Annotated in this window: 19 protein-coding genes; 7 read left to right on the top strand and 12 right to left on the bottom strand. The window is 43.3% G+C overall.

All coding sequences use genetic code 11. The features are described 5' to 3' along the window. The first annotated feature begins 87 nt into the window (after positions 1–87). On the top strand, positions 88–1368 hold the full coding sequence (locus AM228_RS15660) for a tetratricopeptide repeat protein (protein WP_054467031.1): 1281 nt from the start codon (positions 88–90) through the stop codon (positions 1366–1368). 526 nt (positions 1369–1894) lie between these two features. On the opposite strand, the gene AM228_RS15655 is transcribed toward AM228_RS15660, so the two are convergent. The 3 genes from AM228_RS15655 to AM228_RS15645 form a co-directional block, all read right to left on the bottom strand. After that, entirely contained in the window at positions 1895–3394 is a 1500-nt protein-coding gene (locus AM228_RS15655; protein ID WP_082348900.1) for a YdiU family protein, read from the bottom strand. Between the two features lie 218 nt (positions 3395–3612). After that, positions 3613–5238, bottom strand: coding sequence for a serine/threonine-protein kinase (locus tag AM228_RS15650; RefSeq protein ID WP_054467030.1), 1626 nt, complete (start codon positions 5236–5238; stop codon positions 3613–3615). A gap of 600 nt (positions 5239–5838) precedes the next feature. Next, positions 5839–6123: a DUF427 domain-containing protein gene (locus AM228_RS15645; RefSeq protein ID WP_054467076.1), complete on the bottom strand. Its 285-nt coding sequence runs from the start codon at positions 6121–6123 to the stop codon at positions 5839–5841. Positions 6124–6408: 285 nt separating this feature from the next. On the opposite strand from AM228_RS15645, the gene recQ reads away from it, so the two are divergent. The 3 genes from recQ to AM228_RS15630 all read left to right on the top strand — a co-directional run bounded on the left by recQ (position 6409) and on the right by AM228_RS15630 (position 11867). After that, entirely contained in the window at positions 6409–8601 is a 2193-nt protein-coding gene (gene recQ, locus AM228_RS15640) for a DNA helicase RecQ (protein ID WP_054467075.1), read from the top strand. Between the two features lie 160 nt (positions 8602–8761). Beyond that, positions 8762–9712 (top strand): Uma2 family endonuclease, encoded by a 951-nt coding sequence (locus AM228_RS15635; protein ID WP_082348899.1) that lies wholly within the window; start codon positions 8762–8764, stop codon positions 9710–9712. 145 nt (positions 9713–9857) lie between these two features. Further along, positions 9858–11867 (top strand): long-chain fatty acid--CoA ligase, encoded by a 2010-nt coding sequence (locus tag AM228_RS15630; protein WP_369817740.1) that lies wholly within the window; start codon positions 9858–9860, stop codon positions 11865–11867. 513 nt (positions 11868–12380) lie between these two features. Here AM228_RS15630 and AM228_RS15625 read toward each other — a convergent pair. The 7 genes from AM228_RS15625 to AM228_RS15600 form a co-directional block, all read right to left on the bottom strand. Continuing rightward, on the bottom strand, positions 12381–12956 hold the full coding sequence (locus AM228_RS15625; RefSeq protein ID WP_054467028.1) for a Uma2 family endonuclease: 576 nt from the start codon (positions 12954–12956) through the stop codon (positions 12381–12383). 120 nt (positions 12957–13076) lie between these two features. Then, a complete protein-coding gene (locus AM228_RS15620; protein WP_054467027.1) occupies positions 13077–13361 on the bottom strand; it encodes a hypothetical protein in 285 nt (94 codons plus the stop codon). Between the two features lie 53 nt (positions 13362–13414). Beyond that, positions 13415–13672: a hypothetical protein gene (locus AM228_RS15615; RefSeq protein ID WP_054467026.1), complete on the bottom strand. Its 258-nt coding sequence runs from the start codon at positions 13670–13672 to the stop codon at positions 13415–13417. A gap of 30 nt (positions 13673–13702) precedes the next feature. Further along, the gene (locus tag AM228_RS15610) at positions 13703–17692 is read right to left on the bottom strand and encodes an Eco57I restriction-modification methylase domain-containing protein (protein WP_054467025.1); all 3990 of its coding nucleotides are present in this window, start codon (positions 17690–17692) and stop codon (positions 13703–13705) included. Positions 17693–17919: 227 nt separating this feature from the next. Then, positions 17920–18078: a DUF3368 domain-containing protein gene (locus AM228_RS29735; protein ID WP_190878144.1), complete on the bottom strand. Its 159-nt coding sequence runs from the start codon at positions 18076–18078 to the stop codon at positions 17920–17922. Positions 18079–18132: 54 nt separating this feature from the next. Beyond that, on the bottom strand, positions 18133–18336 hold the full coding sequence (locus AM228_RS15605) for a hypothetical protein (protein ID WP_054467024.1): 204 nt from the start codon (positions 18334–18336) through the stop codon (positions 18133–18135). A gap of 25 nt (positions 18337–18361) precedes the next feature. Next, on the bottom strand, positions 18362–18589 hold the full coding sequence (locus AM228_RS15600) for a UPF0175 family protein (RefSeq protein WP_231636814.1): 228 nt from the start codon (positions 18587–18589) through the stop codon (positions 18362–18364). Positions 18590–18772: 183 nt separating this feature from the next. Here AM228_RS15600 and AM228_RS15595 point away from each other — a divergent pair, with 183 nt between their 5' ends. Together AM228_RS15595 and AM228_RS15590 are read left to right on the top strand one after the other, a co-directional pair. Then, complete coding sequence (locus AM228_RS15595) at positions 18773–19093, top strand: hypothetical protein (protein ID WP_054467023.1); 321 nt, start codon at positions 18773–18775, stop codon at positions 19091–19093. Between the two features lie 5 nt (positions 19094–19098). Continuing rightward, on the top strand, positions 19099–19737 hold the full coding sequence (locus AM228_RS15590; RefSeq protein WP_054467022.1) for a Shedu immune nuclease family protein: 639 nt from the start codon (positions 19099–19101) through the stop codon (positions 19735–19737). Between the two features lie 339 nt (positions 19738–20076). Here the strand turns inward: AM228_RS15590 and AM228_RS32795 are convergent, their stop codons facing one another. Next, a complete protein-coding gene (locus tag AM228_RS32795) occupies positions 20077–20214 on the bottom strand; it encodes a hypothetical protein (RefSeq protein ID WP_156331823.1) in 138 nt (45 codons plus the stop codon). Between the two features lie 65 nt (positions 20215–20279). On the opposite strand from AM228_RS32795, the gene AM228_RS15585 reads away from it, so the two are divergent. Further along, positions 20280–21839, top strand: a complete 1560-nt coding sequence (locus AM228_RS15585; protein ID WP_054467021.1) for a WD40 repeat domain-containing protein — start codon at positions 20280–20282, stop codon at positions 21837–21839. 206 nt (positions 21840–22045) lie between these two features. Here AM228_RS15585 and AM228_RS15580 read toward each other — a convergent pair whose 3' ends face one another. Next, entirely contained in the window at positions 22046–22855 is an 810-nt protein-coding gene (locus AM228_RS15580; protein ID WP_054467072.1) for a TPM domain-containing protein, read from the bottom strand. Positions 22856–22906: the final 51 nt, after the last annotated feature.

The raw sequence follows: 22906 nt of genomic DNA, 5'->3' as shown, positions 1-22906 counted from the left end.
GTATAATTGGGTATTAGCTGGTGAGCCAATCCAAAGATAGACTACAATAGGATTCAGCAGTGGTTTTTTGGGGATAGCAAAGTGACAATGGATCAAGATTTTTTTAACCAAGGATTAGCCAAAGCTGGCAATAAAGACTATTTAGGGGCGATCGCCTGTTTTGACCAAGCATTAGCCAGTAATCCAGATTTTACTCAAGGTTACTATCATCGCGGGTTGGCTAAGTTTGACTCAGGAGACCCTCAAGGGGCGATCGCCGATTATACCCAAGCCTTAAACCTCAATTCTGAATATATTGAGGCTTATTTTGCCCGGTGTTTAGGACACATTGCTTCAGGAGATTTGCCGCAAGCGCTGGCGGATATAGACCGGGCAATTGGGATTAAGTCTAATTATTCTAAAGCCTATAAATTGCGGGGAACAGTCTACCGAAAAATGGGCAATACGGAGGCAGCGATCGCCAATTTTAAACAAGCGGCAGAAATGTATATTCAGCAGAAAGACGCGACAAATGCTCGCCAATGTCTCGATCAAATTAAAAACCTACAATCTCCACCACCTGCGCCGGTTTTTCCCCAGAAAAAGCCGGTAATGTTGCCACAAATGTTATCGGAAAAACAGTTTTATGCTCAATTATTAGAAAAAGCTGAAAATGGCGATGTTCAAGGGGCATTAGCGGGGTTAAATTGGGCAGTTGAAGTCGATCCAAAAGATGCCGCAGCTTATCTCTGTCGAGGAATTGTCCGCTGTAAAGGGCAAAATTATCGAGAGGCGATCGCAGATTTCAATCAAGCCTTAAAATTCGCCCCAGAAAATATCACTATTTACCGCAATCGAGGCAAAGCTAGAGCCGCATTTGGTGACGATCAAGGCGCGATCGCGGACTATAATAAAGTCCTGGAAAAAGAACCCCAAGACACCTTAGCCTATATTGCTAGAGGCAATGCTTATCGGGAAACGGGCAAGTATGCTCAAGCCATGCAAGACTATAACCAAGCGATCAAAATTAACTCCCAAGAAGGGGACGCTTATTATAATCGGGCGATCGTCCACAGTCGCTTAGAAGAAATCTCAGCAGCCATCCAAGATTATCAAACTGCCGCCCAAATTTTTTGCGAAAAAGAAGACTGGGACAACTACCAAAAAGCCCTAGATAGCCAGAAAAAAATTCAAGGAGCAACTCCCCCGGAAAAAGACCCGAATCTTTTCAAAAATCAACAAAAGCAACGGCTACTTTTATTAGTCGGTGGCTATTGGGAAATTGCCGAACGGTTAATTGAGCAAGCCAAAGACAAATATCCGGGGAATTCAGAGCAATGGTACTGGGAAAAAGTGATTGCTGACTTAGAGCGCGATCGCGGGTTATAATCGATTATAATACCGTTGTTAATAAAAAATGCAGTAGTAGGGGCGCAATGCTTGCGCCCAAATTAAGTTCTTAATTGTAGCATTATAGTTCTTTCAATTGTGCTTCATAGCATTAAGGGCGCAAGCATTGCGCCCCTACAATTTTTTGTCAAATTGGTATAAATTGGTTTACAGCAATTTTCTATTGAATCTACCACAAATTTTTGTAGGGGCGAAGCATGACCGCAGACAAATTATTGCTGAAAATATTAATCTGAATCCGGTCATGCTTCGCCCGATCGCGGGTTATCATCGATTATAAATTGGTTTAAATCAGATTTTTTGGGAATTATACCGTTTACAATCAAAAATAGAATAGTAGGGGCGCAATGCTTGCGCCCCGAATCTTGGATATTTGATTGAAAGCGGTGTTAATTGCAAGTCTATGGTGCGTCTAGGCTGGAATCGAGGTTAATTGTTTTTTCTCAAGTTAATTGCCAGCCTAACACACCCTAGATTTTTGACAGCGGCAATAATCGGGCAAAGCCTAAGCTTTAATCCGCTGCAATAACTCATAGAATGGTTGCCAATTATCCTCAACAGCGATCGCCTCCCAAATCGCTTCAATTTCTGGTCGTAATAGAACCGTTTGGGGATTAAATCGCCTTAACCGTTCACCGATTTTTGCCAGTTCATCCCCGGATAAAAACTGCAACATATGATGATATAACTGCCGCCAAGGTTGCAAAACTTCGGAAGCTTCTACCTCTGGAAAAATCAGACTTATATCTTCACGCCATTGGGGGTAAAACTGTTGAGTCAATTGCCAGAAAAACTCGTGATAACCCACTTCATATTCGCTTAAAACTTGTAGGGTTAACTTGACTAATTCGCGACCTTCTTCTGTGGGTACGTTTTCAAAACCCAATTTTTTCAGCATTAGTTCTCGGTACGCGGCCTCATAATACTCATAAAACCGATCTAAAGCCGCTTCCATCTCATTGGGAGCGATCGCGGCTTTTAAGGGAACTTGCAACTTTTGTAAATTCCAGTAACAAATTGTCGGTTGATTGCCGTAACTGTAGCGACCATAATAGTCAAAATAAGCCGCTGTAAACTTGGGATTATAGGTAGGAATAAAAGCATAAGGGCCATAGTCAAAACTTTCCCCGGTAATCGACATATTATCCGTATTTAAAACCGCATGACAAAACCCGGCGGCCATCCATTGCGCCACTAATTCCGCCACTCTTTGCACTAATTCCCCATAAAAACGGACATAATGCTCTTGACTATATTCCTCCAGGCCATTCTGAATCAAATCAGGGGCGATCGGTGGCAAAACTTTCCCGATTTTCCGCCCACTCACAGCGGGATAATATTGTGAAATCACATGATTTAATAGCTTGACAATTAAATCTGGACGGCTAATATAATGCAATCGTTCAAAAGTGCCAAACCGGATATGAGACTTGCTGAAACGAATCATCACCGAAGACCGGGTGGGAGAAGGTTCGTCCCCACGCCAGAGTTGTTCTCCAGTTTCAATCAGACTCAAACACCGAGAAGTCCGCACCCCCATGCGTTGTAAGGCTTCAGCGGCCAGGACTTCCCGCACTCCCCCTTTCAGGGTTAAGCGACCATCAGCGGTACGAGAATAAGGGGTTTTACCGCTGCCTTTGGTGCCCAGGTCGTAGAGTTCGCCATCCACTCCGCGTACCTGTCCATAAAGAAAACCCCGACCATCTCCTAAGTTGGGGTTATATTCACCAAACTGATAGCCGTGGTAGCGCAGGGCTAAAAAAGGTCGGACGCCCAGAAAATAACCGAACGCTTCGATAAAATCTTGATCGGTGACTTCTTTTGGGTCGAGTCCCAAAGTAGGCAGTAAGTCGTCATTGCGAAAACGCAGTATATGTACGGGAAATTCGGCGGCAGGAACGGGATCGTAGTAGTCATCCCCCAGCTTTTCCAGGGCTGGTTCATAGTTCAGGGTTAAGAAAGGATTAGCCGTTTCTATAGTTTTGAATGCTTGAGTTTGGGTCACGGATACAAAGATTCATTGCTTTTTTTCTATTTTCTATTTTGCCAGTTTTTTTGTCCGCAAACCCATCCGTTGCCCCATCCGTTGCCCATCCGTTGGTGGTGCGTTACGTTCCACTTCGTTCCACTAACGCACCCTACCATTCTGCCAATCCATTGCCCCATCCCTTATCCCATCCGTTGCCCGATCCGTTGCCCCATCCGCTGCCACAAAGATCAAACTTAGCCAAAAAAGCTGCGTTTGCCATTGGGTTTAATGGTCATCCAATTGGTGCGAGCATAAGATAACTGTTGATCGGTAATCATCGCCCCAGTCAAATTCGCCCCACAGAGGTTGACTCCTCGCAAGTTCGCATAGTTGAAAGAGGCATAACTTAAGTCGGCACCGCGTAAATCAGCGCCGCTTAAGTTGGCATAAAGAAAAGAAGCTTTGCTTAAGTTGGCATTCCGCAAATTGGCTTGAGTTAAGCTGGATCGGTCAAAACTCGCATTAAATAAGTCTGAACCTTCAAGATTGACTCGATCTAATTTGGAGTGATAAAAATTAGCTTTTTGTAAGATACTGTTTTGCAGATTTAATCCCACTAAATCGCATTCAATAAAATCTCGTTTACCTTTGGTATAAGCTAATCTGACCCCATGGGCATCGAGGGCTTCAGAATCTGGGGTTATTTTCGCGTGAGTCCCACCGTGAGAACCTCCAGATCCACCAGATTGGGCAACGGTTCTGGGATCTATGCCGGTATTCATGGTTAAACCTTGTTTTAAGATGGTTTTTTCTTTTTTGGCTTTGCGATCGCGAATTGCCCGGGCTTGACGAATATGTTCTGGCAACCATTTAGAGTCTTCTGTATCGATTTGGGTTGTTTCTTCCGGTACTTGAGTCTGCGCGATCGGTCGCGTCATCATACTTTGGGCTAAATCCTGGCTATGAGACTCCAGATCCAAGGCTTGGAGCACTTCATCGGCGCTATGATAGCGATCGCGCACTCCTGCCGCCAGCATTTTTGCCAGAATCTCCGCAAACCCATCACTAATCTGCACGGATGGTCGCCAAATAATTTCGCAAGTCAGGGGATCGTAGCCAAAATTTTTCGGCGATTGACCCGTCAATAAATAAAGACAAGTTGCCCCGATCGCATAGATATCGCTGGCATAAACCGGACGCAAAGCCATCTGTTCTTGGGGAGCAAAACCCGGTGTACCAATAGCAAAGGAAGTAAAAGCGGTTTCCCCCGTATTGTTGCTCATAATGGTTTGATTCACCTCATCTTTCACCGCCCCAAAATCAATCAAAACCAACTGTTGATCGATATCACGACGGATAATATTCGCCGGTTTAATATCGCGGTGAATCACCTCATTCTCGTGCAGATATTTAATCAACGGCAAAATTTGCCGGAGAAAATCTTTAGCCCTCTCCTCAGTGAACAGCCCCGAAGCTTTTACTTCTTGCTTCAGGTTTTTGCCGGCAATATATTCCTGAACCAAATAGAAAAATTCCTGACCAATCACGGGATCTTTGACGGCAAAATAGTCCAGGAGTCGGGGAACTTGGGGATGATCTCCAACCCGACCAAGGGTTTTGGCTTCTCGGGCAAAAAGCTGCCGCGCCATTTCTAGAACACGGGGAGACTCAGAAGCCGGACGCAGTTGCTTAATCACACAGACAGGGGCACCGGGTAAGGCGCGATCGCGGGCGATAAACGTAGCCCCAAAGCCACCTTGACCCAACGCTTTGATCGTTTGGTAGCGATCGCGCAGTAGAAGGTTTGCCCCGCAACTTTGGCAGCGGCGAGTTGTGTCAGGATTGTTCGGATTAGGACAAGCTGGATTAACGCAGTACATGAAACTTCACCTTATAACTCCAAGGTTGTACAACAACCATCTACGACAATCGATGCTCCCAATGGCTTGTATTTGATCCTATCGATACTTATACATTACCTGAGTCAATAGCCCGATTATCCGTTGTCAATCTGCCTAAGCTTCTGGCTCACTTATTATAGTAATTGATTCACGAGCGAAATCAAGGATTCCCTGCCAGTATTCTGTTTGATGCGATCGCATACAACTCGCAGGGTCATCCTCTTCCCCTACCTTGACTGATTTATCTCTATTCTACTGTATTCTAAGAGTTATTCTAAGAGTTATTAAAATAACCGACAATAGGCAGGCAGGCGATCGGGTCACGAGTCGCTCAACGGCCTACTTTTAAATCCATCAAATTACAGACATCAAAAATTTCGCAAAAATTTCGCAAAAATTTCGCAATTTAGGAAAAATTTCGCAATTTAGGAAAAAAACACAAATAATTTTATGATTTTTTATGCCCCTCTCCCAGAACGGGAGAAGGGTTAGGGCTGAGGTTTTTTCGCCAAGATATCTAGCAGCGATATCGCAATGCGATAAAGAGGCTATAAAAAGGCTATAAAGAGCAAATCGTAATTAAATCTCGACTTTTACTCCCCGCCAAAATGCCACATATCCAGCAATGTTTTTGGCGGCTTCTTTGGGGGTGGGATAATACCAAGCCGCATCCTTATTTTGTTGACCATCGACTTCAATGGTGTAGTAACTAGCTACACCTTTCCAACCACAAGTGGTATGAGTATTGCTAGGTTTAAAGTATTCCTGGTTAATAGAATCAGGGGGAAAGTATTGATTGCCTTCTACCACTTCACAGCGATCGCTTTCTGCTAATACCGCACCATTCCAAATTGCTTTTGGCATCAGAAACTCCATCAGTAAGTATTTTTCTTAGTTTATTTAGTTTATCGTGTTTTTGGCTGAAAATACTTGTTGTTGGTTATTTGTTATTCGTTATTTGTTCATGGTTGGTGGCTGGGGAATATTATTTTAATAACAAATAACTAATAACTAACAACCAACAATCAACAACCAACAACCAACAACAAAAAAATTATGAAGTTTTATATGAATTTGATCAAATCAGATCCTTAAGAGTTGACTAACAACATAAAATAACGAGAGATGTTTACCCCACAAAAGCAAACAATGTTAGGGAGTAGTCCTCCACCCACAACCGCCCAAGTGCAACTGAACAAAGCCTTAAAACATTTTTTTGGCTATGATACTTTTCGCCCCGGACAGCAGCAAATTATTGAAGCGGCGCTACAAAATCGGGATTTATTAATTGTGATGCCCACGGGGGGCGGAAAATCCCTCTGTTTTCAACTGCCTGCATTGCTGAAACGCGGGGTGACGGTGGTGGTTTCACCCTTAATTGCTTTGATGCAAGACCAGGTGGAAGCTTTGCGGAATAATGGCATTGGGGCGACTTTTCTCAACAGCACTTTATCGCCCCAAGAGATGCGATCGCGGGAAATGGCGATTATCAATGGCAAGGTGAAGCTGCTTTATGTCGCCCCAGAACGGTTATTATCCGATCGCTTTTTACCCTTTTTAGACTTACTCCACTATCAAATCGGCATTCACTCTTTTGCCATTGATGAAGCGCATTGTGTATCAGAATGGGGGCATGATTTTCGCCCGGAATATCGCCAGTTAAAACTATTGCGCGATCGCTATCCCGATATTCCCATGATGGCGCTCACTGCCACCGCCACCGACCGGGTACGACAAGATATTATCCAACAACTTGCCCTGAAACAAGTCCTGGTTCATCTAGCGAGTTTTAACCGACCCAATCTTTACTATGAAGTCCGACAAAAAGGCCACAATTCCTATGGCGAACTTCTGCAACTAATCCGCCAAAGTAAAGGTTCTTCTATTGTCTATTGTCTGAGTCGCAAAAAAGTTGATGAACTAGGGTTTAGACTACAACAAGACGGGATTGCCGCTTTACCCTATCATGCCGGAATGCGCGATGAAGACCGCACCAACAATCAAACCCGGTTTATTCGCGATGACGTGCAAGTAATTGTCGCCACCATTGCTTTTGGCATGGGAATTAATAAGCCAGATGTGCGCTTAGTGGTGCATTATGACCTGCCGAAAAATATCGAAGGTTACTATCAAGAATCTGGACGGGCAGGACGAGATGGGGAAGAAGCTAAATGTATCTTATTTTTTAGTTATGGTGATTTAAAAACAATCGATTTTATTATCGAGCAAAAGAACGATATCGAAGAACAAAAAATCGCTCGTCAACAGCTTCGCCAAATTATTAACTATGCCGAAGGCACCGACTGTCGGCGGACAATTTTGCAAGGATATTTTGGCGAAAAATATCCGGGAAATTGTCTAAATTGTGATAATTGCTGCAATCCTCAACCGACGGAAGATTGGACAATTGAAGCCCAAAAGTTTCTCTCTTGTGTGGCGCGGTGCCAAGAACGCTTTGGCATGATTTATATTATTGATGTTTTGCGGGGTTCTAAGCAAAAAAGAGTTCTCCAAAATCGTCACGATCGATTATCCACTTATGGCATTGGCATGGATAAAACAGCGGAAGAATGGAAGCTATTAGGGCGATCGCTCATTCATCAAGGGTTAGTGACAGAAACCACCGATGGCTATCCGGTGTTAAAACTAAATGATGCCAGTTGGGAAGTATTGCGAAAACAGCGTTCAGTTCACATCGTCATACCGAAAAAATCTGTCAATGTTCTGACCTCTGCTTCTAATAAAAAAGTTGAATTTGAAACGTTATTTGAAATGTTACGGGGTTTACGCAAACAAATCGCTGATGAACAAGGGATACCCCCTTATATGGTATTTGCGGATTCCACTTTGCGTTTAATGGCACAAATGCGGCCCCAAACCTTAGCCGCTTTGCGAGATACTCCCGGAGTGGTCGAGTATAAAGTCGCCCAATATGGCGATCGCTTTATCTCCGTGATTATGTCCTATATTCAAACCCAAATTAACACCCAAAATACCGCCAGAAAATCCCCAAAAACTACGGTATCGGGTAGACCCACCGCTACCCAAATTCATACATTACAATTATATCAAAATGGGTTAACTATCGCCGAAATTGCCGCAATTAGAAATATTAAAACCAGCACAGTTGCCAGTCATTTAGCTGATTTAATTGAACTGAATCAACCCATTGATATTAATCAACTTGTCCCCCCAGAACGACAAGCCGCCATTTGTCAAGCATTGCAGGTAGTAGGCGATCGAGCTTTAACCCCAATTCGGGATTATTTAGGGGAAAGTTATTCCTATGATGAAATTTGCCTCGTTCGTGGTTGGTGGCGACAACAAAATCCCGAATTTTGACCCGATTTATAGGGCAAAGCATTTCGCTAATAAATTTGGTGTTTTCATCAATATGCTTAAAGGGCGAAGCATTTCGGTACTAAATCTCGGATTTTAGCCCACAAATATCTGCCGAAATGCTTCGGCCCTACAATAGTTTAATAAATTGGAGATGAAACTCATGCCTGTGGAACTGACTCTGGAACAACAAGAATCTCAAACTGTCCAAACTGCCGAAGTCCACAATGTCGAAGTCCAGAACGCCGAAGTCCAGAACGCCGAAGACCACAATGCGGAATCCGAAGAGTGGACTCCAACACCTCCCCCTACTGATTTAATCTTTGACGACGGAGAACCCTTGGAAAGTAATCGCCATCGCATCGCCATGAATGCCCTCATTGAAGCTGTCACCCTAGCTTATGAAGGACGAGAAGATTATTTTGCTGGTGGAAATATGTTCATTTATTACAGCAGCAAACAAGCCCGAAATCGAGATTTTAAAGGCCCTGATGTGTTTATTACCTTAAATGTGGATGGGACAAAAGAACGTCAAGGTTGGGTGGTTTGGGAAGAAGAAGGACGCTATCCCGATGTGATTATCGAGTTGATGTCCCCTTCTACTGCGGCTGAGGATTTGGGCAATAAGAAAAAGCTCTACGAGCAAACTTTTAAAACGGGGCATTATTTTGTCTATGACCCCTTTGCTCCCGAATCTTTACAGGGTTGGAAACTAGGCGAAAATTTCCGTTATGAAGCGATCGCCCCTGACGATCGCGGCTGGCTGTGGTGTTCTAGTTTAGGACTATGGTTGGGTCATTGGTCTGGCACGATCTTACGGGAGACGGCGACTTGGTTGCGCTTTTATGACGAGGCGGGAAATTTAGTTAAATTATCCTTTGAGTTAGCGCAACAAGAGCGAGAAATTGCTCAACAAGAGCGAGAAATTGCTCAACAGGAAAAAGACCGGGCCGATCGCGCTGAATCGGATCTCCAGCAAGAACAACTGGAGAAACAACAAGAAAAAGAACGGGCTGATCGCGCTGAAGCTGCTTTAGCCGCAGAACGCGAACAAAAACAAAAATTACGCGATCGCCTACAAGCACTGGGCATTGACCCGGATCAACTGGTTTAAGCAATTTAAAGGAAGGCGATCGCACCTTTGGGAGCCAGCATTTTAGCCCACCAAAATGTGGCTCCCTCTCCCATTGCTTCAGTAAGTCCTAATTCAGATCGCCTAAGATAGCCTCTATGAGATACCTACGATCAAATAAATGTCCATGAATGCTTCTTTTTCTTCAGAACTCCGCGATCGCGACCAAGCTTACGTGCAAGCAGCCAGCGATTATGCCAATGTCCAATCCCTGCCCGAAGTGTGGGAAAAGGCGCGATCGCGCTTTGGCAAGACCTTAGCCCTTTGGGATCCCCACGCCACCCCTCCGGTGCAAGTCACCTACAGCGAACTGGTCGCACAAATTCAACAATTTGCCGCAGGAATTCAAGCCCTAGGACTGCCACCGATTAGCAACAAGATCCCGCCGCGAGTGGCTTTATTTGCCAACGACAGCCCCCGATGGATCGTCGCCGACCAAGGGTTAATCTATGCCGGTGCTGCTGATGTGGTGCGCGGCAGTGACGCCGACCGGGAAGAATTGCTGTATATCCTGCAAAATAGCGGCAGTCATGGTCTGGTAGTCGAAAACCTGAATCTGTTAGAAAAATTGGGCTCTGGCTTAGACGATCTGCCCTTGCAGTGGGTCGTATTGCTTTCTGATGAAGATCCACCGACGGCGATTATCGATCAACCAGAATCGTTAATGGTTTTTTCTTACGATGAAGTGATGGCCAAAGGCAAAAATCGCCCCCTAGAACCCGCGATCCTCAAACGGGATATGTTGGCCACTTTACTCTATACTTCCGGCACTACGGGCAAACCCAAGGGAGTGATGCTGACTCATGGCAACCTGCTGCATCAAATCAATACCTTGGTCAGCATTATTCAGCCACAACCAGGCGATCGCATTTTGGGGATATTACCCACTTGGCATTCCCTGGGACGGGCTGCCGAATATTTTGTCCTGTCCCAAGGTTGCACCATTGTTTACACCAGCATTCGCCACATCAAGCGCGATTTTGCCAAATATCAACCTAAATTTATGATTGCCGTTCCCCGGTTATGGGAATCAATTTACGAAGGAGTACAAAAGCAATTCCGGGAACAACCGGAAAATAAGCAAAAACTCGTTAATACTTTCCTGAGTATTTCCGAACGCTATATTTTAGCCCGTCGCACGTGGGAAGGTTTACGTTTAGATACCCACAACCCTTCATCAATGGAGCGATCGCTTGCTGCCCTGCAAATGGTTCTCTGTTGGCCGATCCATAAACTTGCCACCAAACTGGTTTATGAAAAAGTCCGGGAAGCTACGGGGGGTCACCTTAAATATGTCATCAGTGGGGGCGGTTCCCTAGCCATGCACTTAGAAACCTTTTTTGAAATTGTCGGCTTAGAAGTGCTGGTGGGCTATGGTTTAACGGAAACATCCCCGGTACTCACCGCCCGTCGTTATTGGCGCAACTTACGGGGTTCTGCCGGTCTGCCCATTCCCGAAACAGAAATCAAAATCGTCGATCCTGAAACCAGACAAGGGCTACCCGTGGGCGATCGCGGCTTAGTCCTAGCCCGTGGCCCCCAAGTCATGCAAGGCTATTTTAACAATCCCGAAGCCACCGGCAAAGCCATTGACGCCGAAGGCTGGTTTGACACTGGGGACTTGGGCTTAATCACCACCGAAGGTCATCTCGTCCTCACCGGACGGGCAAAAGATACCATTGTGCTGACCAATGGGGAAAACATTGAACCCCAACCCATTGAAGACGCTTGTATCCGCAGCCCGTATATTGACCAAATGATGCTAGTCGGACAAGACCAAAAATATCTCGGCGCCTTAATTGTCCCCAACTTTGAGGCATTAGAACAATGGGCCGCCAGCCAAAACTTACAATTGCGTCTGCCGTCAACGGTGAAAACCTTCTCACCCAAGGCACCCAGCAACTCTGAGCCAGAAATCACCTTAGATAACCCAGTGGTGCAGGAATTATTCCGCCAAGAACTCAATCGCGAAGTGAAAAATCGGCCCGGATATCGTCCTGATGACCGGATCGGGGTTTTCCGCTTAATTACTGAGCCATTTTCCCTGGAAAACGGTCTAATGACTCAAACCCTGAAAATTAAACGTCCCGTGGTGAGCGATCGCTATCGCAAGCTGATTTCGGAAATGTTTACTTAATATTGTTGTTAATTGTTGTTAGTTATTAGTTGTTTGTTGTTGGTTATTGCAATGTTTTCACAACCAATAACAAACAACCAACAACTAATAACCAAGTTATACCAATTTCAAAAATTATTGCTACAATTTCGAGGTTAATTTGAGCGCTTTGCAAAGCGCCCCTCGCAATGCTTGCATCTTTAATTATAAATGGTATTATTTTATGTCTTTTTACCATCCGTTGCCAATATAATCACCAAAAATAATCTCATCCGTTGCCAATTTAATTTACTGGGCAAGTTGATCTCTAATATTCATAGATCGCTGGTTTTTTAATGTGATTAAATTCTAGGTTTTATTCTCGAATATCGCAATTTTATCATCGGTTAAGCCGTTTGATACAAAATGGCATCAATGAGGCGATCGCACTCCAATTATTTTATTTACCCCAAACCAACGCCAAGAACTCAGAGAAATGACTTCTGCGGTAGTTCAATATTATTCCCCAGAACAGCCGGAGATATTTGTGAAAAATTAACCAATATTTCCGGCTGCCAAAATTTGCTCTACGGTTAAAGTTAACTCTGGGAAAATTTGAGAGACAATTTCCTGGTTTCCCGTGAAAACCGTTTCCTCATATAATCCTTCATCCAATCGCAATACAGAAACTTGATTTAAAATTGGGTCTACAATCCAATATTCGGGAATTTCCGCTGCCGCATATTCCGATCGCTTATATCGATAATCTCGCTGTACCGATTCGGGACTGACCACTTCTACTACTAACAAAGGTGGGGTTTGAAAAACAGCAGATTTATCCAGCAATTCGATCGCCTGTTCCTGCAAGACCACGCAAACATCAGTTAACCGAGACTTCCGCCACCCAGTTCTCACTCCTGTTTCTTTAAAACACAGCCAAGGTAAATTCATGCGAGAAATTTCAGCTTTAAATATATCGCGAATCATATCGGAAATTAGCAAATGTCTAATCGTTGGCGGATTCATTAGCTCTAGCCTCCCATCAACCAATTCATAACGGCGATCGCTCCCATCATCATAATTGAGATATTCCTCAAAAGTATATAATTTGGTTGTGATTATGGATGTCATAGTTATCCTCTGATTTAATTAGTGATTAATATTATAGCTTAATTGCTTGGGCAACCCAGACTTACCCCCGGTTAAATTTTTATGGGCGATCGCATTCCAATTATTGACCACCCTAATTATCTATCTGCTAACAACATCTTTTAACGCTTCATCAATTACTTGTTCGCTAACTCCCCGACGCTTCAAACTGGCAATCAACGCGGTGACTGTTTCGCTTTCAAATCGCTCTAAATCTTGACGCAATCCCTGACCAATATAAGCGCGAATCAATGGCTGATAATCAGAAAAACCCAACAATGGGGCAATCCGCTGGAGGTCTTCCACCACATCTTCAGGAATATTAATCGTCACGCTAGTCATGGCACGATTTCTTTTTAAGCGTTTTTTTAACTGCTCAATTTTCATAGATTTCTCTCTCCTGACGAGTTGCTTTACGCGCTGAAATAATCCGAATTGTATTATCCTTCGGTATCAGTGTTTATTGAGCCATCATGGGGCAGTTTGTCCCACTCTTCAGGGGGTACTTGGGCTTGAATTTCTTTGACACTTTTTAATAAATCAAGAATACCACTACTTTCGGGGACGGTAGAGATAGACTGAGCGATCGCTTGATTTTGATGACGCTGTTTCACAAATAGGCAAAAATCTAAGATTTCTGCCACAAGCGCATCGGGGGCTTGAGCAATTTCTTGGGCAAGTTGCTTTCTAATATTCATAGGGCTGTTGTCTTGTAATGTGATTATATTTTAGGTTTTATTCTCAATAATAGCAATTTCCTCATCGGTTAAGCCATAGAGTTGATAGACAATGGCATCGATTAAGCGATCGCACCGCATCAGTTGAGTTTTAATTGGCAGTAAGATATCTAAGCTGGCTTGATATTCTTTGGCCAAAGTTTGCTGGTCTTTGCGGGCTACCGGGTCGATGTTAATTTTCTTTTTATTTTGGTTCAGAATCGGGATTAAGTCATCAAACATGAGATGGTTTTCTTCTTTATAATAGTCCCCTAAGTAGTTCTTAATTTTAGATTTGTTGGTGAGGTTGTCAATGGGGCAACCGATGAAGCGTTCTAGCCATTGCAAGAAACCTTTAATTTCCGCTTGTTTTTGTTTGTTCAGTTCTAGCATTTGTTCCGCTAGATAAGCTAACAGATCGTGAATTACATCCGCTTCTTCTGGCTGTTGGCTTAGGTGATGGTTGACTTGGGTTAAAATTGGGTTAATTTGGCCATCGGTTTGATACTCCTGGTAGAGGTTAATCGTATTTTCCAGGGCTTGTTGTCGGCGATCGCCTGGGGTGGTAAAGTTGATTTTACGGATGGGAAGATATTGAATATATTCTCGAAATCTAATGTAACCACCACGAATAGTTAACGCACCAAACAGAAGCTTATACACAAAATCGCTAATCGGTGAATTTAGAATAGCCGCTAAAAACGCAACATTTACGGCATCACTTGATTTGGGAATAATTACATACACCGTATTCAGAGCATAGTATGGGTTGTCCGTAGCAATGTCAAGCCCTACGGTCAAAACTTTTCCCGCATCTTTTACAAAAACTTTTTTTTGATCAAAAAGTTCTGCTGATTTTGGATTATATAATTTTTCTTTATCGTAAATTAAATATCTGCCTTGCCAGTTAATCGAATATTTTTCTACTTCTTCAGCATCAATAATTGGTCTAGCTAATATTTTTTGTGATTCTACAATTTGAGAATGCTGCGCTGAAGTGATTACCAATTCATTTCTCAGTTTTGTACTTCCTATCCGAATACATTGTTCGATACTCCATTCATCTCCCATGAAACTTGAAACTTTATAAAGTTTTTCATATACTTGCCATCGAATGTCATAAAGCCATAACGAAAACACTTTAACTGGAGTGCTCAAAAATCTACTCTGAGGAATTAGCTCTTGAGTGCAAGCCCCATTTAATTTTCCTTGCTCAATATCTAGAATGTATAGGGGTTGATCTAAACTGAAAATACTTGTATTGATTAAATGATCTTTAGTTGGCGGTTGATTTTGAACGATCGATATTACTGTATATGTTGCCGCTTCTGGAAAAATGCTTTCAGCCCTTGCCAAATCTACTAAATTTAAAATACTGGTTTTTCTGAGTAGCTTATCTCTCAGAATACTACCATATCCATACACGAAATATTTATTAGGAGTAATTACACCGCAAACTCCTCTGGTTTTCAATATATCGATCGCTTTTTCAAACAAAGGTATATAGACATCAACTCTACCTTGAGCAGAATCATAGGTTTGTAGAAGATAATCTCTGTCTTTTTCTTCAATATTTAAGACATTGACATAAGGGGGATTTCCCACCACGGCATCAAACCCGGCATTTTCATGCCAACTGGCATTTTCCAAATCAATAAACACCTCTGGAAATTCCAAATCCCAATGAAAAAACCGTTTTTCCTCACTAATCTTTTGCGCCTCTGCATAAGCAGTTTTATCAATATCTTTCATTTTTTCAGGATTAGCTGTAATAGCATCTACACCTAATCTCCTTAAATAATCTTTAGCTTGCTTCACTCCAAAAAACTGAGACACATAAATATCTAACAAACGCTTATAAGGTTTTGCTGCCTCATCAAAAGACCGAAATAACCGTTCGCTTTGCTCAACTTCCGCAAAGGTCGCATCACTTAAAACACTCACCCCGCGCATAATTTCCGCCGCTGTCAACAAACCCACAAACGGCCCGGTTAACAAATTTAATTGTCCGCTTTCTTCCTGCATCATCTTCGCTTCTGCTTCTCTCGCTGTTGTCCCAATCAGCGAATTTCCACAGCGCAAATGATGGTCTAAAAAACTCAAAGGTGCGCCAATAGTAAACGAATGTAACCATAAGCTAACTTTCGCCAACTCGACTGCCATTGGGTTTAAATCCACCCCATAAATACAGCGTTTCATTACCACCCGTTGTAACAGTTGAGTGGGTTCTAGTCGATCGGGATTAATAGTAATGCTTTGCTGCGCCAAATTATTTAATATACTTTCACGAGTTTGATCCAGCATTTCTAACACTGGATTATGTTCGGGATATTCGCTTAAAATCGTGCTTAACTCATCGGTCAAATAATCCACCGCTTCCACTAAAAAGTGACCGCTACCCATTGCCGGATCGCAGACTTTGATATCCAGTAACGTGCTTTGGGCTTCTCGTTCTAACCGTTGTAAATCTTTTTGCAATCCCCTGAGACTTTGCTGCCCTAACCGCTGATCTTTTAAGCGATCGCGCAGTTGGGCTATTTGCCCCATCAATTCCTCAAACCGTTCTTTTCGCTGTTGCAAAATCGGCTTAATCGTGTGGCTGACAATATATTTGACAATATATTCTGGAGTATAATAAGACCCGGTGGCTTTTCGTTCTCCTTTGTCATTTTCTAAATAAACTTTTCCCGTAGCCGTATCTTCTATTTTTAGCCGATATTCCAACAAACCCTCATAAATAGACCCCAGTTGCCGCACTCCCAAAAAACTATAATCGATTGGCTGTCCTTCAAATCGCGCCAAGCGATCTAAAACCGGGGCAATTACCGCATCCGCTATTTTAAATTGAGATAAAAAATGATTTGCCCGGTGTTCGCTACTATCTTCTGGCTGATAAAAATCAAAGTGAAATAAACCGCCATTATAGCGAGGAACCCCTAACCCGGAATCGCCGCGATCGACAATTTGAAATAAACTCAAGAGGCGATCGTACATTGCCGTAGAAGTTTGGCTCAATTTTTTATGAGTATCTATACTTTGAGCAACTTCTTGGGTTAACTGAATTAAACTATAATCCCGATAATCCCCGTCAATGGGTAACAGATTTCTCGCTTCCGCATAAAGCAAAAATAACAACTTATATAAAAAGGATAAAGTTGCTTGATAAACCTTGTCCGCTTCCACCGCTTTTTTCTGTCGGGAAGCATTCGCCACAAAACCCCCCGCTAAATCAGGAAATAGGCGATCGAACACCAAAGCTTTTAACTCATTTCCGACTCTGGTCGCATAAGTCGTACTGCCTTCGCGGACTCGTTCTAAAAAATTGCGTCCTTGAGAATCTTTAACAAATGCTTCCTGGCGAAAAAATAGCCAAAAATATTTAAACTGATCTAATTTATTAACCCGATCTGGGGCAGCGTTTTCCAGTAGTTCTACCAAATCCACTGGATAAAATTCTGTAGCGGTTGAAGATGCTTGGCGATAATATAGCCGCCATTCTCGACCATTGGTTAAAATCCCCCAATCCACCCCGGTTCCGGTGAGATAATTAGTAATCTGAAACGAGGGGTTTTCATTCTTATAAATATCTCGGTTATCGTTAGCCGAAACTTTGCTTAAAGGACGTTCCCAATATTTCGCCTCGGCGATCGCCTTCACCCTGGGATAAAAAGCTGTTTCATCATTTTGTAGCGCAAAAGCAGCATCGCGATCGCTCTCATTATCAAATAAAGCATAATCGGGACGTTGTGTGCGACCTTTACCGCGAGTTTTCACCTGAGTAATATAACTAAATCCCAAAATTTCCAACGCGGGTTTAATAAAAATTTCCTCAGTTTGGGCTTCGCTGAGGCTGGGCAGTAAATCTTTTTTCGATAAATAAAGGCTATTCAACTGGTTAAACCCCACCGCTACATTTTCCGCCCATTCTGGACAGTCTTGGAGACGGTGATCTAAATAATGTTGTGAAAATAGCGGTTTGTTGGGTTTTTGTTGATTTGCCATGATTTCATCCCAGAATATTTTAGATCCATGTTTATTTTATAACCACAAAGACACAAAGAACACCAAGTTTACTTTTCTTTATGTTTTTTTTATGTTTTCTGGGTCTGAAGTGATTTTTTTCTGCACTACCAAAGTTAGGCGATCGCCCCCTATATTTTCCTCTCCGCACCTAGGGGCGATATTGCCTCCGCAACCAGGTGCGATCGCTCACAATTGTAACAGATTTATTATTCTTCTACCAACTTCAAAGCTTCTACTTTCAAATCCTCATTGAGATAAAATCCATTAACTTGTAATTCATCCAGAAGCGGCTTGAGAAATGGAATTAGTCCAGCTTGTTTTGCTTTAACTAAAACTCCCACAGTGCCAATAATAGAAATACCCAAATTTTTAGCGACAAATCGGGCTTGTCGGTCATCCAGACTAATCTGGAATCCTCGTTAATAAGCCAGAGCGATCGCCTCAGCTTCCCCCTCATCAACCAGCATTTTTATCGCTCCCACCATCCCCAAATCTGATGGTTTTTCTACCTGAAGCCAAGGCAGGGAAATACCAAAGCTTGTACAGCTTGGGGAATTATAATTTTCTGAAAAAGCACCGGAAGCAAATCTAGATAGCCAATCCTTTCTAGCCCAATTAAACAAGTGCTATCGGTAATCAATACGGAATTCATAACCCAACTTTCTCGCGTAATTCTTCGGGAGAATAGGCAAATACGGTAACGCGATATTTGCCTAAAATTTCTATAAAACTTCGCTTAGAATAACCAGCTAACTTGGCGGCTTTTCCCAGGGAAACTTTACCCACCTCATATAGTTTGATCGCTAAAAGTAGTTTGGCTTCATCCTCAGATAAGCCCGGTGGTAGATTCACTTTTAACTCGATTGTATTCATCATAATAGTCTGTCTCTAATGATTTAAAAAGAATCTGGATTTGATATCTATCGTAATTATAGCTTATGGATCGCCCTGACCGCACCTCCAAACCCCAAGCAGGGGCGATATTGCCTCCGCAACCAGGAGCGATCGCACCCAAATATCTGCTAAAATAAAAACAAATTTCCGACAATAGCAAAAAATATGGAAACAAAAACTACCCAAAATACCGTAGAAATTCATCCCAGTGTTCTAGCGGGTTTAGATGTCTTATCCCCAGAAGAAAAAGAACGGGTTTTAAACGCGATCGCCTCCCTGGAAACCTTCTCCCTAGAACAACCCTTGACAGCGAACATTCAGAAATTCACTCCAGCCGATCAGCCTCCCTTTTATCTGCTTCACGCAACTCCCAGCTACCGAGCAATCTTTGTTGTCACCGATGGCATAGTAGAAATTATTGACCTGTTTCTCAAAGAAAGATTAGAATGGTTTGCCCAACCAACTAATAAATTATCAACAATCTAGCCAAAATGAAACAATTTTTAAAATTTCATTTCAATCCAATTCTATGCCATCAACAGCTTGATGAGTTCCGCTACCTCATGCAAAGTCGTGAATTTTTATCCGAATTTGACGATATTCTGCCATTTTTTAAACAACGGCATCAGTTATCCGCCTTAGTGGGTTCTTACCATGCGAAAATTATTCGACCGGATATAATTGCCTTTGAATACGATATATTTGGAGATTTAAAGATCGATTTAGTGGTGGGATATTCGGTGACAAATGCTTATTGTTTCATAGAATTCGAGGATGCCACTGCCAACAGTATTTTTGTCTCTAAAGCCGGTAAAAGCACTCCAGAATGGTCGCCCCGATTCGAGCGCGGATTTAATCAAATCGTCGATTGGTTTTGGAAGCTAAACGATTTTGAAAAAACCGATGATTTTGAAAATCGATTTAATAGCCGGTCTATTGACTACACCGGATTACTGATTATCGGCAGAAATGAGCATTTGGAACGTCGAGAAAAAAAGAGGTTGCAATGGCGTCAAAAAAACTTAGTTGTGAATTATCGACATATCACCTGTATTACCTTTGATGAGTTATACCAAACTTTATTACGTCGTCTTGTTCAATATCAATTCGTTAGTCAGGAAGATAATTAAGCTGACTGTTGGAGGTGCGTTAGCGATCGCCCCCTATCTTTTCCTCTCCGCAACCAGGGGCGATCGCCTTTTTAACCAGTTCCGTCACTACCTCTGGATTATTAGTTTTAAAGATAATTTAAAGATAATTTATGTCATCCTCTCACCGCTTCATGCTTTTCTGTTTCAGGATATCAGGATGAAATAATCTAACATACAATCTAACATACAATCTAACATACAATCTAACATAAAATCTAAGATACAATCTAAGATACAATCTTAGATACAATCTTAGATATAATCTTAGATACAGGGAATGATTCTACAAAAAAAGAGGAATCACCGCAGCGATTGTCCCTAAACAGGGATAGTGGACTCGCTACTAAGGATGCGACCAGGGATGCGACCAGGGATGCGACCAGGGATGCGATCAGGGACAAATACAGGATTCGACTTTTTTTCTGGGCGATCGCGCTGACGGTCGGCAGATTTCACGAAGAACTAATGGATCGACGGGAATAATCTTTGTACAATTTTGGGAAAATCTACAGCAGCGACCAATGGACTGGACTACCTCTCTGAAATCTCAACAGGTTGATTTTATTGCTAGACTCAATCACGATCCGACCACATTACTGCATTGTCCAATCCCAGGGGTACATAGCGAGGTAGTGGCGATCGCGGATGAGAGATTAAAAAAAATTTGGGCATTTTGTCGAAAAACCCTGGTGGAATCAACTCTGCCTTCGGTTGCCCCATCCATGTCAGTCCGTCAAATGTTGGGGGAACAATTGCCATTAGAATTAGCCATTGAAGCGATCGCCATCATTCTCGCTGAAAAAGTAACCAAAGTTGACCCCAAAGAACGGCAAAGCATCAAGCGATCTCTCAACTTTTGTTTAAAAGATACCACGGGTAAAACCCAGGCAATTTTTGGCATCCAAGTCAAAGTTGCCCAAGACATCCCCCAACAAGCCCAATGGCAGATTAACCTTGAAGAAATCAACCAAAATGTCGTGGTTATCTGCGTACTACTGCCCAAAGATGTTAAAACCTCTGACACGGAACATCGCCCCATCTTAGTCGGGTTTCTGCCCACAGAACCGATCAAAACTGCTCAAGAGTCTGCAACTTTAAAATTACCCGACTTACTTTATATGGGAGGATTAGTCAGCTATTTAGAAAGCCTGAAAACGGAGTTCACCTCCGAGTTCACCTCCCAGCCATCGACTGCTGACCCAGAGAATTCCGGTGAGTGGCTGCGTCCCCTGACCAGTGGTTCCAGTTATGTGTATCCTTTAGCGGTTAGTGCCGATGGTGAAACGATCGCCAGTAGCAGTTATGACGGCAGCATCAAACTTTGGCGGATCGGCGATCGCCAGCTTTTAAACGCCTTGGGGGGTCAGCCCTGGTCATCCTATCCCAGCACTGGCAATGCAGCGGCGAAAATTGCCAATTCTAATTCTGAAAGCAACACCGATGAGTCCCAAGTCGGAATCGGTAAATTAATCCGTTCTCTCCCCGGTCATAGCAGTGGAGTCAGCGCCTTAGCCATCAGTCCCGACGGTGAGATTCTCGCCAGTGGTGATTACAATGGCATGATTGCTTTATGGAATCTCGCCACCGGAGAACTGCTGCGGAAATTTTCCGGTCATTCCGGCACCATCAAGCCCATGATCGTCAGTCCTGATAATCGCTTACTGGCGACTGGCAGCACGGACAAAATCCTCAAAGTGTGGAACATCGAAACCGGGATTATGATTAGGAGTTTTTCTCTGTCCGATCCACCCGTGGCGATCGCCATCAGTCCTGACGGTCAGATGATTGCCAGTGGTTCTAGTGAAGGGACTATAAACATAATGGATCTCTCCAGCGGGGAGTTGAAACATCAACTCACAGGTCATGCGGGCTTAGTTGATTCTTTATTAATAAGTGCAGATGGCCAAACCCTCGGCAGTAGCAGCACCGAAAAAACCATCAAATTATGGAATTTGCAAAGCGGCGAATTACTCAACATTCTCACAGGTTACGCGAACCCCATGATGGCCTTGACCGTCAAACCAGATGGTCAGACCTTAGAGTTCACCATTACCCATCGCCAGCAACCCGGATGGCATTAGCAAATTTAGGGGAAAAAGTAGGGGCGAACGGCCGTTCGCCCCTACAAGCGGACAAAAAAATAAAATCCTGGTAGAAACATGGCATCAAAAGTTTCTATCAGGAGCAAAAAAATCGTTAGAAACCGGGGTTCTCTAAGAAATGTCTGCCACTCCACAGCCCTCTACATAGAAACCCGGTTTCTGTGCAAATTTTTGTTTGATCAAAACTAGATTTCTGGTGCGGAAGAAGACCGGGACACCACTGGAGTGAGGAAAGCGACTAAAGCGGCGACTCCGAAAGCGAGGACATTGCGTAACAGTGGCAACCATTCAGGGGTGCGAGTCACCACCGGGCCAATGCCAAACGCTACAAACAAAATTCCCCACAACGGGGAAAACATTAACGCCCATTGCCAGGAAAACACTTGTCCGGGTTTTCTAGGATGACCGGCAAATCCCATCACCAAGCCGCCTAATGCGGAGCAAACCATCGTCAAGATCCACTGTTCGCGGGGTAGTCCGGGCACCACTTTACAGCCTCCCTGACGCAGGCAAGTTTCTACGGAATGCAGAGATTGGATGATCGATTGGTCTTCGCCATTATCACGGACAAAAAACTGATTCCCGTAACGAGTTTGCAATTCAATCCAAAAGGTTCTGGGTAAAAGCGGATATAAATCATCGCCGACATTAAACGCCAACAAGTTGCCTCCACGAGGATCGGCAATTAGCAGAACACTTTTATCATCTAAGCCCCAAAATTGTTTAACTGCTCGTCCAGGGGTGCGATCGTATTGAGTTAAAACCCGGAGTTTCCAGCCGGTTTCCGCTTCAAAGTTTTCTAGTTCTTGGGCGAGATTTTCTTCTTGAACGCTGGTGAGAGATTTGGCTAAATCGATGATTGGGGTAGGTTGATCTGGGAGTAATTCGGGATTATCGTAGGCGATCGCATTATGCGGAAACAGCCCCCAAGTGGAGATAGCCAGGAAAAAGGCGGCCAAAGAGATCAAAAGTTTTCGCGGAAATAACTGTTGCATTTGCATCGGTGTCAGTTCAATATCTTTCAAAGGGGCTAAAAATGGATATGG

The sequence above is a fragment of the Planktothricoides sp. SR001 genome (genome assembly GCF_001276715.1).
In the GTDB taxonomy this organism is placed as follows: Bacteria; Cyanobacteriota; Cyanobacteriia; order Cyanobacteriales; family Laspinemataceae; genus Planktothricoides; species Planktothricoides raciborskii.
The sequence above is the reverse complement of the archived record's forward strand: the minus strand, read 5'-3'. Positions and strand labels throughout refer to the sequence as shown.